Annotated in this window: 12 protein-coding genes and 1 tRNA gene; 7 read left to right on the forward strand and 6 right to left on the reverse strand. The window is 72.9% G+C overall.

Annotation, left to right across the window (positions count from 1 at the left end):
- The first annotated feature begins 40 nt into the window (after positions 1-40).
- Positions 41-1,123 carry a serine hydrolase domain-containing protein gene (locus ACIGW4_RS09610; protein WP_399579528.1) on the forward strand — a complete coding sequence of 361 codons (1,083 nt, stop codon included), beginning with the start codon at positions 41-43 and terminating at the stop codon, positions 1,121-1,123.
- A gap of 18 nt (positions 1,124-1,141) precedes the next feature.
- Here ACIGW4_RS09610 and ACIGW4_RS09615 read toward each other — a convergent pair whose 3' ends face one another.
- Positions 1,142-2,770: a beta-N-acetylhexosaminidase gene (locus ACIGW4_RS09615; RefSeq protein WP_185094551.1), complete on the reverse strand. Its 1,629-nt coding sequence runs from the start codon at positions 2,768-2,770 to the stop codon at positions 1,142-1,144.
- Between the two features lie 232 nt (positions 2,771-3,002).
- Here ACIGW4_RS09615 and ACIGW4_RS09620 point away from each other — a divergent pair, with 232 nt between their 5' ends.
- Together ACIGW4_RS09620 and glmS are read left to right on the forward strand one after the other, a co-directional pair.
- Positions 3,003-3,278, forward strand: a complete 276-nt coding sequence (locus ACIGW4_RS09620) for a hypothetical protein (RefSeq protein WP_030210307.1) — start codon at positions 3,003-3,005, stop codon at positions 3,276-3,278.
- A gap of 58 nt (positions 3,279-3,336) precedes the next feature.
- Positions 3,337-5,154 (forward strand): glutamine--fructose-6-phosphate transaminase (isomerizing), encoded by a 1,818-nt coding sequence (glmS, locus tag ACIGW4_RS09625; protein WP_123452597.1) that lies wholly within the window; start codon positions 3,337-3,339, stop codon positions 5,152-5,154.
- Between the two features lie 157 nt (positions 5,155-5,311).
- On the opposite strand, the gene ACIGW4_RS09630 is transcribed toward glmS, so the two are convergent.
- A complete protein-coding gene (locus ACIGW4_RS09630) occupies positions 5,312-5,875 on the reverse strand; it encodes a GPR1/FUN34/YaaH family transporter (protein WP_359587438.1) in 564 nt (187 codons plus the stop codon).
- Positions 5,876-6,089: 214 nt separating this feature from the next.
- Complete coding sequence (locus ACIGW4_RS09635) at positions 6,090-6,611, reverse strand: universal stress protein (RefSeq protein ID WP_123452601.1); 522 nt, start codon at positions 6,609-6,611, stop codon at positions 6,090-6,092.
- Between the two features lie 342 nt (positions 6,612-6,953).
- Between ACIGW4_RS09635 and ACIGW4_RS09640 the strand changes: the two genes are divergently transcribed.
- From ACIGW4_RS09640 to ACIGW4_RS09655, 4 genes are all read left to right on the forward strand, one after another.
- Positions 6,954-7,316: a hypothetical protein gene (locus ACIGW4_RS09640; RefSeq protein ID WP_398708557.1), complete on the forward strand. Its 363-nt coding sequence runs from the start codon at positions 6,954-6,956 to the stop codon at positions 7,314-7,316.
- A 421-nt stretch (positions 7,317-7,737) separates the two neighbouring features.
- On the forward strand, positions 7,738-8,898 hold the full coding sequence (locus tag ACIGW4_RS09645; protein WP_359587437.1) for a helix-turn-helix domain-containing protein: 1,161 nt from the start codon (positions 7,738-7,740) through the stop codon (positions 8,896-8,898).
- 189 nt (positions 8,899-9,087) lie between these two features.
- A complete protein-coding gene (gene orn / locus ACIGW4_RS09650; RefSeq protein ID WP_093875966.1) occupies positions 9,088-9,690 on the forward strand; it encodes an oligoribonuclease in 603 nt (200 codons plus the stop codon).
- Positions 9,691-9,817: 127 nt separating this feature from the next.
- Positions 9,818-9,890, forward strand: a tRNA-His gene (locus ACIGW4_RS09655).
- A gap of 249 nt (positions 9,891-10,139) precedes the next feature.
- Here the strand turns inward: ACIGW4_RS09655 and ACIGW4_RS09660 are convergent.
- The 3 genes from ACIGW4_RS09660 to ACIGW4_RS09670 all read right to left on the reverse strand — a co-directional run bounded on the left by ACIGW4_RS09660 (position 10,140) and on the right by ACIGW4_RS09670 (position 13,964).
- Positions 10,140-11,663, reverse strand: coding sequence for a cellulose binding domain-containing protein (locus tag ACIGW4_RS09660; RefSeq protein ID WP_399579536.1), 1,524 nt, complete (start codon positions 11,661-11,663; stop codon positions 10,140-10,142).
- Positions 11,664-11,892: 229 nt separating this feature from the next.
- Complete coding sequence (locus ACIGW4_RS09665) at positions 11,893-13,266, reverse strand: sensor histidine kinase (RefSeq protein ID WP_399579539.1); 1,374 nt, start codon at positions 13,264-13,266, stop codon at positions 11,893-11,895.
- Positions 13,263-13,964 (reverse strand): response regulator transcription factor, encoded by a 702-nt coding sequence (locus ACIGW4_RS09670; protein ID WP_185094552.1) that lies wholly within the window; start codon positions 13,962-13,964, stop codon positions 13,263-13,265. The genes ACIGW4_RS09665 and ACIGW4_RS09670 overlap by 4 nt, the downstream gene beginning before the upstream one ends.
- Positions 13,965-14,035 lie beyond the last annotated feature (71 nt).

Here is a 14,035-nt window from a genome sequence, read left to right on the forward strand (position 1 = left end):
CGAGACCTCTGACGACACCGAGAAGAGAGAAGGAACGAACATGAGCCAGCGACCCGAACTGCAGAAGGCGGTCCAGGAGTTCGTCGACGCCGGTTTCGCCGGGGTGCAGATGCGCGTGACCGACGAGCGGGGCTCGTGGGCCGGCAGCGCCGGGGTGTCCGAGCTCGGCGCGGGCGCCCCGCCGTCCACCGACGGACGGTTCTGGATCGGCAGTTCCACCAAGACCTTCACCGCCGCCCTGGTGCTGTGCCTGGTGGCCGAGGGGGCGATCGGGCTCGACGATCACGTGGCCGATCGTCTGCCCGCCTTCGGGCTCGACGAGCGGATCACCGTGCGGATGCTGCTCCAACACACCAGCGGGCTCCACAACTACACCGGCGAACCCGACCCCGACGGGACCTTCGTGCCGGGGATCGACGCGACGGGCAGGGACTGGGTGGAGAACCGGTTCCGCGAGTACGCGCCGGAGGAGCTCGTGCGGTTCGCGCTCGACAGGCCCGCGCGGTTCGAGCCGGGGACGGACCAGAGCTACTCCAACACCAACTACACCCTGGCCGCGCTGCTGGTCGAGGCGGTGGCCGGCCGCCCGTACGCCGAGGAGATGGAGCGGCGGATCCTCGGGCCGCTCGGACTGCGGGACACCCTGGTGCCGGGCGCCCGGACGGAGCTGCCCGAGCCGTACGCCCACGGTTACTGCCGCTACCGGGACGGCGAGGAGTGGAAGGTCGTCGACGTCAGCCGGCAGAACCTCTCCCTGCTGTTCGGCGCCGGGGACATGATCTCGACGACCCGGGACCTGCTGACGTTCTTCTCCGCGCTGCTCGGGGGCCGTCTCCTGCCGGGTCCGGTCCTGGCCGAGATGCTCGTGCCGCACGGGATGCTCGGCTACGGCCTGGGGGTGTTCGTGCAGGACCTGGGCCCGGGCGGCGGCACCCTCGTCCACCACCACGGCGGCGCCCCGGGCGGCTACGGCGCGCTGATGATGGGCACGCCCGACGGCAGCAGGACGCTGGCCGCCGGGCTGACCACCGGGGACTCCGCGGCCGACCCCGCGCAGACCTTCCCGAAGGCGCTGGCCGCGCTCGTCGGGAGCGTGTTCGGCGGCGGACCGGCCGCGGCCTGACCCGCCGTGCGGAGCGTGCTACTCGGCCGGCCAGGGAACCTCCGGCGAGCGGTACCAGGCGATGCCCAGCGCGTCGAAGCGGGGGGCCTGTTCGGCGAGGCGCTCCCGGTAGGCGTCCCAGTCGTGGGTGGCCGCCGGGGACCAGCCGAGCTCGGCGATGCCCGGGAGGCGCGGGAAGGCCATGACGTCGAGGTCGCCGGTGGTGGCGAGGGTCTCGGTCCACAGCGGGGCCTCGACTCCCTTGACGGCGCTCTCCGGGGCCCCGGGGAGGTAGGCGGCGGGGTTCCAGTCGTACGACCTGCGGACCTCGACGTATCCGGCCCAGGCGAGGCCGAGCGGGGTGTCCTTGGTGTACTTCATGTCGAGGTAGGTGCGGTCGGCGGGCGAGAGGATCAGGCCCGTGCCGTTGCGGGCGGCCGCGGCGACCCTCTCCTTCTCCTCGGCGGGGGTGCGGTCGAGGCCCCAGTACTGGACGAGGGCGCCCTTGGCGGGAGTGGCGCCGGTCAGCTGGTGCCAGCCGACGACGGTCTTGCCGTACTTGGCGACGACCGGCTGCACCTTGTCCATGAAGGCCACGTAGTCGGCGTGGCTGGTGGAGTGGGCCTCGTCGCCGCCGATGTGGAGGTAGCGGCCGGGGGTGAGGGCGGCGATCTCCCGGACGACGTCGTCGACGAAGTCGTACGTGACGTGCTTGGGCACGCACAGGGAGCTGAAGCCGACCTTGGTGCCGGTGTAGAGGGGCGGGGCGACGCCGTCGCAGGTGAGGTCGGCGTAGGAGGCGAGGGCCGCGTTGGTGTGGCCGGGCATGTCGATCTCGGGGATCACCTCCTGGTAGCGGGAGGCGGCGTACTCCACGATCTCGCGGTACTGCGCCTTGGTGTAGAAGCCGCCGGGGCCGCCGCCGACCTCGGTGGAGCCGCCGTGGGTGGTGAGGCGGGGCCAGGAGTCGACGGCGATGCGCCAGCCCTGGTCGTCGGAGAGGTGCAGGTGGAGGGTGTTGACCTTGTAGAGGGCGAGCTGGTCGATGTACCGCTTCACCTCGTCGACGGTGAAGAAGTGGCGGGCGACGTCGAGCATGGCGCCCCGGTAGGCGTAGCGCGGGGTGTCGGTGACGGTGCCGCCGGCGATCTTCCAGGGGCCCGGCTGGACGCTCTTCCGTTCGACGGCGGAGGGGAGCTGCTGGCGCAGGGTCTGGACGCCGCGGAAGAGGCCGGCGGGTTCGCGGGCGGTGAGGGTGAGGCCGTCGGGCGCGGAGCGGAGCCGGTAGCCCTCGTCGCCGAGGGCGGTCTCGTCGGGGTCGAGGCGGAGCCGGATGCCGCGGCCGGCGGCGCGGTCGTCGACGACGGGGAGGGGGAAGCCGGTGGCGGGGCGGAGGAGGCCGGCGAGGTAGCGGCCGAGGGCCTGGGACTCGCCGGATCGGGCGTCGACGCCGATGCGGGTGGCGGCGGTGAGGGTGTAGGGCTCGCCCTCGGGGGTGACGGAGGCGGGCACGGGCACGATGCGGCCGAGCGGGCGGACCTCGGGTTCGGCGGCGGTCCTGCCGGGTGCCTTGGCGTCGGTGCCGTCGGTGTCGGCGGCGGCCTCTCCGCAGCCGACGCCGGCGGTCGCGAACAGGAGCAGGGATCCGATCAGGCGCGGAATCGTCATGCGCTGTCTCACAGGCGGGCTCCCCTTCGGGTGATCGGCTTCGGATGGGCGGCTTCGGGTGAGCGGCACGTCCGTCGTTCTGTATATCCCCTCGGTGGCCCCGCGTATCGCCGGGATGGCCGGATTCAAGGTCTGGACCAAGGGGCCGAAAGAGCGGGCGAACCGTGCACGCCCTGCCCGAATTCGGGCAGGATTCTTGCGGAGGCCCACGATGACCCCTCAATATGCACGGGTGCTCGAACGCCGCCCGTCGCACGACGACCTCATCGACCACCTGGTGCGCAGCACCGCGCTCCAGCGCGGTGAGGCCGCCCGGGTGGTGCTCGACGTGCTGGCGTACTTCGACGAGACGACCGAGGAGTTCGTCCGCCGCCGCCACCGCGAACTGCAGTCCGGCGGCGCCGTGAACGCCGAGATCTTCGAACGGATCGCGGCGGAGCTGCCGCACCGGGCGGTGGCGCCACCGGAGCTCTCGCTCCGGCAGCTGCGCCGCATCGTCTACGGCTGAGCGCCGCCCGCCCGAGGGCGTCCGAGTACATCCACCAACCTGGAGGGGTTTCACCTTTATGTGCGGAATTGTCGGTTACATCGGTAAGCGCGACGTGGCTCCGCTGCTCCTGGAGGGCCTGGCCCGCCTGGAGTACCGCGGATACGACTCGGCCGGCATGGTCATCACCAGCCCGAAGGCCGCCGGCCTGAAGATGGTGAAGGCCAAGGGCCGCGTCCGCGACCTGGAGGCCAAGGTCCCCAAGCGCTTCACCGGCACCACCGGCATCGCCCACACCCGCTGGGCCACGCACGGCGCCCCGAGCGACATCAACTCGCACCCGCACCTGGACCCCGAGAACAAGGTCGCGGTCGTCCACAACGGCATCGTCGACAACGCCCAGGAGCTCCGCGCCAAGCTGGAGGCCGACGGCGTCGTCTTCGCCTCCGAGACGGACACCGAGGTCATCACCCACCTCGTCGCCCGCTCCCAGGCCGAGACGCTGGAGGAGAAGGTCCGCGAGGCCCTCAAGGTCATCGAGGGCACCTACGGCATCGCCGTGATGCACGCCGACTTCAACGACCGCATCGTGGTGGCCCGCAACGGCTCCCCGGTCATCCTCGGCATCGGCGAGAAGGAGATGCTCGTCGCCTCCGACGTCGCCGCCCTGATCGCCCACACCCGCCAGGTCGTCACCCTGAACGACGGCGAGATGGCCACCCTCAAGGCCGACGACTTCCGCACCTACACGGTCTCCGGCGCCTCCACCACGGCCACCCCCGAGACCGTCGAGTGGGAGGCCGCCTCCTACGACATGGGCGGCCACGACACGTACATGCACAAGGAGATCTGCGAGCAGCCCGACGCGGTCGACCGCGTGCTGCGCGGCCGGATCGACGACCGCTTCTCCACCGTGCACCTGGGCGGCCTGAACCTCGACGCCCGCGAGGCCCGCACCATCCGCCGCATCAAGATCCTCGGCTGCGGCACCTCGTACCACGCCGGCCTCATCGGCGCCGGGCTCATCGAGTCCATGGCCCGCATCCCCGCCGACGCCGAGCCGGCCTCGGAGTTCCGCTACCGCAACCCGGTCGTGGACCCCGACACCCTCTACATCGCCGTCTCCCAGTCCGGTGAGACCTACGACGTGCTCGCCGCCGTCCAGGAGCTCAAGCGGAAGGGCGCCCGCGTCCTCGGCGTCGTCAACGTCGTCGGCTCCGCCATCGCCCGCGAGGCCGACGGCGGCGTGTACGTCCACGCCGGCCCCGAGGTCTGCGTCGTCTCCACCAAGTGCTTCACCAACACGGTCACCGCCTTCGCGCTGCTCGCCCTGCACCTGGGCCGCATCCGCGACCTGTCCGTCACCGACGGCAAGCGGATCATCGAGGGCCTGCGCAAGCTCCCCTCACAGATCGAGGAGATCCTCAAGACCGAGGAGCAGATCAAGGAGATCGCCGCGGAGTACGCCGGCGCCCAGTCGATGATGTTCATCGGCCGTGTGCGCGGCTACCCCGTCGCCCTGGAGGCCTCCCTCAAGCTGAAGGAGATCTCCTACATCCACGCCGAGGCGTACCCGGCCTCCGAGCTGAAGCACGGCCCGCTCGCCCTCATCGAGCCGGCCCTGCCGACCGTCGCGATCGTCCCCGACGACGACCTGCTGGAGAAGAACCGCGCCGCCCTGGAGGAGATCAAGGCCCGCAGCGGCCGCATCCTCGCGGTCGCGCACCAGCCGCAGGCGAAGGCCGACCACACCATCGTCGTCCCGAAGAACGAGGACGAGCTGGACCCGATCCTGATGGGCATCCCGCTCCAGCTCCTCGCCTACCACACGGCGCTCGCCATGGGCCGCGACATCGACAAGCCGCGCAACCTGGCGAAGTCCGTCACCGTCGAGTAGGCCTCCACACCGTCGCGGCCGAGGCGCGGCGCCGGGCCTGTCCCCCGCCGCCGCGCCCCTCCGGGCCTGTCCCCCGGAGCCTCGGCCGGACACACGGCGGTCCCCGTGCACACACCTCCCGTGCACGGGGACCGCTGCACTTTCCGGACCTTCCGGCTCAGCCCGCGGCCGGGGCACCGCCCGCCGCGCGGCGCAGGGCCGTCGGCCAGCCGGCGACCGCGGCCGTGGCGCCGTACCAGGCGGCCAGGCCCGCGACGGCGGCGACCCAGCCGCCCGCCTTGCCGAGGCCGCCGTTGTCGGCGAGGGCGCCGATGCCGAGCAGCAGCAGCGCGACGAACAGCAGCCCGTACACGCCCTGCCCGAAGAGTCCGCTGCCCGCGGAGGCCACGGTCAGCGTGAGCGCGAGGAGCGCCCACAGGAGCAGGAAGAGGCCCATGGCGTCGGCCGAGGCGTGCCCGCCGGCTCCGCTGCCCCAGGTGAACCAGAAGGCGCCGAGCGCCGCGTACGCCGTGCCTTCGCCCTTGTCGCCCGCGCGCAGGGCGAGCAGTCCGACGAGGAAGAGCGTCACGCCGCCGACCCAGGTGGCGAGACCCGCGGCATCCGCTGCCGCGACGTTGTCGATGACACCGGTTCCGCCCAGGCCGAAGGCCAGCAGGGTCAGTCCGAGCGCCAGGTGGCCGAGCGTGGAGGTGGTGTTTCCCGCGGCGACTTCGTTGTTCACGGCGGGCTCCCTTCAGGTGTGCAGTTGTCCTGCGTGAGCTGCTGCGTTCCGTGACCTTTATGTACCCTTCACAAGCACACAATTCACCTGAGGAAGGCCGAATTTATGGCCGGATGACGGCAGTTGAGGGAGCGATCTGACGGGCCGTACGGGACGGAGGGGGCCCGCGGGCGTGTGACGGGAGGACGACGACGGCGACGGGGCGCCGGACGCGTTACGGGATGACGATGACGGGCCGCTGGGCGCGGCGCGCGAGGCGGCCGGCGACCGAGCCGAAGATCCGGCCGACGATCCCGTGCGTGGAGCCGACCACGATCGCGTCGGCCGAGTACTCCCGGCCGACCTCCTCCAGCTCGTGGCAGATGTCCCCGCCGCGCTCCACCAGGATCCACGGCACCTCGGAGAGGTGATCGGCGCAGGCCAGTTCCAGACCGAGGACCTCGGTGCGGTGGTCCGGCACGTCGACGAAGACCGGGGGTTCGCAGCCGGCCCACACCGTGGTGGGCAGCCGGTTGGCCACGTGCACGATGATCAGGCCCGATCCGGAGCGGCGGGCCATGCCGATGGCGTACGCGAGGGCGCGCTCACTGGACGTGGAGCCGTCGAAGCCGACGACCACCCCGTGCCGGAAGGCCGGGTCGCAGGCATGACGTGGCTGTTCCACCGCGAGGGGGTCGACCGTGGAATCGGCGACGCGCTTGCGGTCCGCGGGTTCGGGGAATTCGTGACCGGCCATCGGTGTCTCGGCGAAGAGGGTCCTCGTGGGAAGGGACGGGGAAAAGGGGGGACGAACGACGGGTGACGGCGGAGCTGTGTCCGGGAATCATCTTCCCAAGCCCATACCCCCAAGGGTACGGCGACACTCCTCTCCTGCCCAGAGCCCGCCGTGCCGAGCCCGGCGTGCCCGCCGCTCGCACGCGGCGTTCCAGGGAGCATGCACGAGGGGTTCGGGATCTGGCAATGCCGGATGTGCCCTACAGGCGTCCGTACGGGGGCCAAACGGACGTCGCCGAGAGTGACCGGAAGGTTCCGCTCCTCGTTGCCACAGGTCCAGCCCACCGTCGCAGGGAGACCGCCCGTGCCCGCACCATCGACCGCCGTCGGCCAGACCTCCGCCGCCCCCGCCGCCGCTCCGGCGCCCGGCGCGCCCCGTGGCCGCCGCCGGGCGCCGGTCCTCCCCCCGGCCGGGGGCGCGGACCCGGAGCAGCCGGGGGCGGCGGGGGGCGCGGGCGCGGCGGAGCAGGGCGGTGACGTCGTCCGCTGGGCGGTCTTCTGCTGCGTGCTGGTCCCCGTGGTGCTCGTCGCCTACGGCACCTCGCTCGGCGGGGCGGCCGGGACCGCGCTCGGGCTCGTCTCGGTGACGACGGCCTGCCGGGTGCTGCTGCGCCGCTCGGAGCGCGGACTGCGCGCGGAGACGGCCCGCCCCCGGCGCCGGAACTAGTTCCGGAGGGGTCCGGAGCCGCCCCCGCCCCCCTTCGAGTTGACAGGTTCGTACACCCGACCCCATATGTTTTCAGCCAACTTGAAGTCGACGGCGAGTCCTTGGCGGAACGATTGACCAAGCCCGGTGCCGACGACCCCGAAAGCCTTGTCCCGGGGGCCCACACCCCCCGCGTACGGGGACGTTCGCCGCCCCGCCCCTCCCCCGGGCGGCCGTCGGATGCCGGACTTCGCGATCGATCGCTTCACGCCAAGTTGCCTTGTCGACAATCCACCGGATGGAGAACTTGTCACGCCGGCGCCACGGGACACAGTAGATTCGATCATGGGTACCGAAGACTGGGGTCTCGTGCAAAACCGAGGGGAAACGTGCAGGAGCGACACGACCAGGGAGACGCGAACACCGAGGGGGGCTTAGCGTCATGAGCCAGGACTCCGCCGCACCGGAGGTCGCACGGAAGCTGTCCGGGCGCCGCCGTCGCGAAGTCGTCGCGGTGCTGCTGTTCAGCGGCGGCCCCATCTTCGAGAGCTCCATCCCGCTCTCCGTGTTCGGCATCGACCGGCAGGACGCCGGGGTGCCACGTTACCGGCTGCTCGTCTGCGCCGGGGAGGAAGGCCCGCTGCGGACCACCGGCGGGCTCGAACTCACCGCGCCGTACGGCCTGGAGGCCATCGGCCGGGCGGGCACCGTCGTCGTCCCGGCCTGGCGGTCGATCACCTCGCCGCCGCCGCCGGAGGCGCTCGAAGCGCTGCGCCGCGCGCACGAGGAGGGGGCCAGGATCGTCGGGCTGTGCACCGGGGCGTTCGTCCTGGCCGCGGCCGGACTGCTCGACGGCCGGCCGGCGACCACGCACTGGATGTACGCGCCGACGCTCGCCAAGCGCTATCCGTCGGTCCACGTGGACCCGCGGGAGCTCTTCGTCGACGACGGGGACGTGCTGACCTCCGCCGGCACCGCGGCCGGAATCGATCTGTGTCTGCACATCGTGCGGACCGACCACGGCACCGAGGCCGCGGGCGCGCTGGCGCGCCGGCTGGTCGTCCCGCCGCGGCGCAGCGGCGGCCAGGAGCGCTACCTCGACAGGTCTTTACCCGAGGAGATCGGCGCCGACCCGCTGGCCGAGGTCGTCGCCTGGGCGCTGGAGCACCTCCACGAGCAGTTCGACGTGGAGACGCTCGCCGCGCGCGCCTACATGTCACGGCGGACCTTCGACCGCCGGTTCCGCTCGCTGACGGGCTCCGCCCCGCTCCAGTGGCTGATCACCCAGCGGGTGCTGCAGGCGCAGCGGCTGCTCGAGACCTCCGACTACTCGGTCGACGAGGTCGCGGGCCGGTGCGGCTTCCGCTCCCCGGTGGCGCTGCGCGGCCACTTCCGGCGCCAGCTCGGCTCCTCGCCGGCCGCCTACCGCGCGGCGTACCGCGCCCGGCGGCCGCAGGGCGAGACCGGCGCGGCCGTGCTCGAGGCGGCGGTGCCGGCCCAGGGTCCGGCGGGGCTCCGCAGGCCGCTGGAGCCGGGCAAGCCGCAGTCGGACGTGTACACCTCCGGCCGGCCGGCCCTGCCGGGCCAGCGCAGCGCGCCGTAACGAGGACCGACGCCGCCACAAGCGGCGCGACGCAGGACCGACGGGCCTCCGGGGACACCTCCCCCGGGGGCCCGTCGGCCCGCCGGGGGCGTTTCCGGAGGCCGTCGGGGCCCGGCCGGCCCGTCGGAGCCGTCTCCGAAGGCCTCCGGGCCCGGTCCGATCGGCGGGACACGCCCTAAGGTAGGACGCATGAACGATCGCATGGTGTGGATCGACTGCGAGATGACCGGGCTCTCGCTGACGGACGACGCACTCATCGAGGTGGCCGCACTGGTCACCGACTCGGAACTGAACGTGCTCGGCGACGGCGTGGACATCGTGATCCGCCCGCCGGACGCGGCCCTGGAGACCATGCCCGAGATCGTGCGCCAGATGCACACGGCCTCGGGGCTGCTCGACGCGCTCGCCGGCGGCACCACGCTCGCCGACGCGGAGGCCCAGGTCCTCGCGTACATCCGCGAGCACGTCAAGGAGCCGGGCAAGGCGCCGCTGTGCGGGAACTCGGTCTCCACGGACCGCGGCTTCCTCGCGCGCGACATGCCCGCCCTGGAGAGCCATCTGCACTACCGGATCGTCGATGTCTCCTCGGTCAAGGAGCTGGCCCGCCGCTGGTACCCGAGGGCGTACTTCAACAGTCCGGAGAAGAACGGCAACCACCGGGCGCTCGCCGACATCCGCGAGTCCATCGCGGAGCTGCGCTACTACCGCGAGGCGGTCTTCGTCCCGCAGCCCGGCCCGGACTCGGAGACCGCGAAGAAGATCGCGGCCCGTCACGTCCTGCCCGCGGAGTGACCGTCCGCTCGCGCCCCCGGGAGCCCCGGGAAGCCCCCGCGGAAAACGGTGGCGCGAGCACCCTCCGGAACCCTGTAGACTTCTTCTCGGCCGGTCGGGGAAACCTTCGGGAAAACCGCCGGTCGTGGTGGGTATAGCTCAGCTGGTAGAGCACCTGGTTGTGGTCCAGGATGTCGCGGGTTCGAGTCCCGTTACTCACCCTGATGGCTCAGGCCCCGGTTCGGAAGAACCGGGGCCTGAGCCGTTCTCATGTGCGCTCCGCCACCCTGGGAGCGCTCCCCCGTGGGGGTCTCGCCGGACCACGGCCGATGTCAGGGAACGCGGCTGATGTCAGGGAAGACGGTCGACCCCCGGAAACACGGCCGACGTCCGGGAAAGGGTGCGCGCCCCGGTCGGCGGTGGGGTGGTTCCGGCCGGGGCGCGCGGTGTGGGGGGACTCGGGGGTTCGGTCACCTGTAGGCGCCGAGGGCCTTCGTGAAGGCCAGCGGCTGCTGGAGGATCGAGGAGCAGGTGGGGTCGGCGTAGGTCACGGCGCCGGCCGCGCACTGCTTGTCACGGGCCGCGGACCACATCGAGAGCCGGCCGATCCCCTTGGCCCTCGCGAAGTCGACGAGCTGGCCGGCGTCCTCCACCCGGAAGACCTCGGAGGCGACGTCGTTGACGCCGATCATCGGGGTGACGGCCACGGCCTTCCAGGCGGCCGCGTCGGAGAGGCCGAGGACGCCCTTGATCTGGGCCTGGGTCGCGGTCGCGGCCTGGACGGCGTACGTGCCCATGTCGGCGCTGTACGCCGGTCCGTAGTCCATCGCCATGATGTTGACGGCGTCGACGCGGACGCCGTTCCTCCTGGCGTCGGCCAGCAGGTCCACGCCCGGCTGGGTCAGGCCCTCGGGCATGACCGGCAGGGTGAAGGAGACGTCCAGGCCCGGGTGGTCCTTCTGGAGCTGGGCGATCGCCTGCGAGCGGCGGGTGTTGGCGGCGGTGTCCGGGAGGGCGGCTCCCTCGATGTCGAAGTCGAGCTTGGTGAGCGCGTACCGGTCGACGACCTTGCCGTACGCGGCGGCGAGCGCCGAGGACGTCGGGCAGTTCAGGGCCAGCTCGTGGCCGGCGGCGCCGCCGAAGGAGACGCGGACGTCGCCGCCCTTGGCGCGCAGGGCGCCGATCTGGGCCGCGACCCTGTCGCTCGCGAGGTCGGTGACGCCGCCCCACAGCGGGGCGCAGGAGCCGCCGGAGGTGATGAAGGCCAGGTTGAACTCCTTCACGCCGGTGGCGTCGGCGGTCGCGAGCAGGTCGTACGCCGGGTAGAGCGAGGTGTCGACGTACGGGGCGTACTTGGCGGCTGCGGCGGGAGCCCCGGTGGGGGTCGCCGTCGGGGTGGGCGCGGGGGCGGTCGGCTTCGGGCCCGTGGTGGCCGTGGCGGTCGGCGTGGGCCTCGCGGTCGCGGTGGCCGTCGGCTTCGTGGTGGCCGTCGGCTTCGGGGAGGCCGTGGCGGTGGGCTGCCCGGTGGGGCGGCCGCTCGGAGTGGGGGCGGCGCCCCCGACGGAGCAGACGGCCTTGTCGATGAGGCAGCCGGTGGGGTCGCCGGCCCGGCCGGTGGCCGAGGTGACGAAGCCGACGGTGACGGACCGGCCGGGCTCCAGGCGCTTGTTCCAGCTCGCGGGCGTCACGGTGACGTGGTTGCCGGAGACGGTGTACTCGCCGTTCCAGAGGGAGCCGATGGTGGTGCCGGCCGGAAGGTCGAACTCCAGCGTCCAGCCCCCCGACCGGACGCTGGAGGTCTCGTTGGTGACGACGTACTGGCCGGTGTAGCCACCGGTCCAGGAACTCGTCCGGGTGTAGGCGGCGCCGACGGCGGCGGCCTGGGCGGTGCCGGTGAGCGCGAGGGCCCCGCCGCCGACGACGGCGGCCGCGACGACCGCTCCGACGACCTTGTTCCGGGTGCTCGTCCTGCGCCGGTGCGAACTGCTGCCCATCGCGTGCCTGCCTCTGCGTGCCGGGGGTGGGGGTGGGATGCGGCAGCACGCTAGCGCCGGGGAAACGGACAATTGCCGCCCTCGGCACCGTTGTTCGGATTCTTAGGGTCCGCTTAAGGCGGGCATCGGAAGCAGGAAAGGTTCGGCACGGGAGACCGGCGCGGCACGCAGGGCCCGGCACGGAGGACCGGGCGCGTCAGGCAGGGCCCGGCGCGGAGGACCGGGTGCGTCAGGCCTTGCGGCGGCGGCCACGACGGCCTCCGCCCCCGCCCATACCGGCTCCGCGTCCGTCGAGGCCGATCCAGATCCGTACCTCCGTACCGCCGAGGACCGAGTGGCCGATGCGGACGTCGCCGCCCGTCGACTCGGCCATGCGGCGCACGATGTCGAGGCCCAGGCCGGTGGAGCCGTCGCGTCCGCTGCCCGCGCCCCGCGCGAGCGCGGCGGCGGGGTCGGCGATGCCGGGGCCCGCGTCGGAGACGAGGACGATGACGGCGTCGTCGCCGTTGTGGACGTCGAGGGAGAAGGCGGTGCCCTCGGGGGTGTGGCGGAAGACGTTGCCGAGCAGGGCGTCGAGGGCGGCGACGAGTTCGGGGCGGGCGACGGGGATGCGGACCGGGCGCTCGATGCCCGCGACCCGCACCCGGCGGCCCTCGTCCTCGGCGAGCGCCGACCAGAACTCCATCCGCTCGCGGACCACTTCCGCGGCGTCGCAGCCGGCGCCGGGACCGGTCGCCTGGGTCTGCGGCTTCGCCTCGCGGGCCGTGCGGATGATGATGTCGACCTCGCGCTCCAGCTGTTCGACGGCCGCGCGGGTCTGTTCGGCGGCGGGCGAGGAGCCGAGCGAGGCCGCGTTGAGGCGGAGCACGGTGAGCGGGGTGCGGAGCCGGTGGGAGAGGTCGGCGGCCAGTTCCCGCTCGTTGGCGAGGAGCTGGACGACCTGGTCGGCCATCGAGTTGAAGGCGACGGCGGCCGACTTGAGTTCGGGCGGCCCCTCCTCGGGAACGCGGGCGCCGAGCCGGCCCTCGCCGAGGTCGTGGGCGGCGCCGGCGAGCCGCTGGGCGGGGCGGACCATGCGGACGCCGAGGCGGTCGGCGACGGCGACGGAGCCGACGACGAGGGCGACGCCGACGCCGGCGAGGACGAGCCAGGCGGTGGCGACGCCGTTGCTGACCTCGCCCTCGGGGACGAAGAGTTCGACGACGGCGACCTGGCCGCTGCTGAGCGCGGTGGGCTGGAGCAGGGCGAAGCCGCCGGGGACCTCGGCGATGGAGGCGCGGCCGAGGCCGCGGGTGGCGGCGAGTTCCCGGGGGTCGGCGCGACGGGTGCCGATCTCCAGGGCGGTGCCGCCGGGTTCGGGGGCGGGCACGTGGATCGCGAGCCGGCCGGCGGCTCCGTCCTCGGTGGTGGCGACGGCCTTGTCGAGTTCGTCGCGGTCGGTGGTGATCGCGAGGACGGGGGCGAGGCCGGCGGCCCGCCGCTCGGCGTTGGAGAAGGCCCGGTCGCGGGCCATCTCCTTGACGACGAGGCCGAGGGGGATGGCGAAGGCGAAGACGACCATGACGGTGACGGCCAGCGACACCTTGACGAGCGCCCATCTCACGGCTGGGTCTCCACGGGCGGCTCCAGCTTCACGCCGACCCCCCGCAGGGTGTGCAGATAGCGGGGCCGGGCGGCCGTCTCGCCCAACTTCCGCCGCAGCCACGACAGGTGTACGTCGATGGTCTGGTCGTCCCCGTACGACTGCTGCCAGACCTCGGCGAGCAGCTCCTTGCGGGGAACGACGACGCCGGGCCGCCCGGCGAGGAAGGCGAGCAGGTCGAACTCGCGGCGGGTCAGGTCCAGCGGCGTCCCGTCGAGCTCCGCCTGGCGGCGCAGCGGGTCGACGGTGAGGCCGCCGACGCGGAGGGCCCGGGAGGGCGGCGGCTCGCCGGCGCCGGCCCGGGAGCGGCGCAGGACGGCGGCCATCCGCGCGGAGAGGTGGTCGACGGAGAAGGGCTTCACGAGGTAGTCGTCGGCCCCGGCGTGGAGGAGCCGTACGATCTCGGCCTCGTCGTCCCGGGCGGTCGCGATGATCACCGGGACGTCGGTGATCCCGCGCAGCATCTTGAGCGCCTCGGACCCGTCGAGATCGGGCAGACCGAGGTCCAGGATCACGACGTCGAAGCGGAAATGGGCGACCTCGCGCAGCGCCTCCAGAGCCGTGCCGACGCTCCGTACGGTGTGGGAGGCCTCGGTCAGCTGCCGGATGAGGGCGGAGCGCACGAACTGGTCGTCCTCGACCACGAGCACACTTGCCATGGGCGGCACCGTACGCCATCCGGGTGAGGCCGCGGGCGGTGTCCACCCTCCGGTACGGGCCCTCGTCCGGT

The organism is Streptomyces sp. NPDC053513 (genome assembly GCF_044544765.1).
GTDB lineage: Bacteria > Actinomycetota > Actinomycetes > Streptomycetales > Streptomycetaceae > Streptomyces > Streptomyces litmocidini.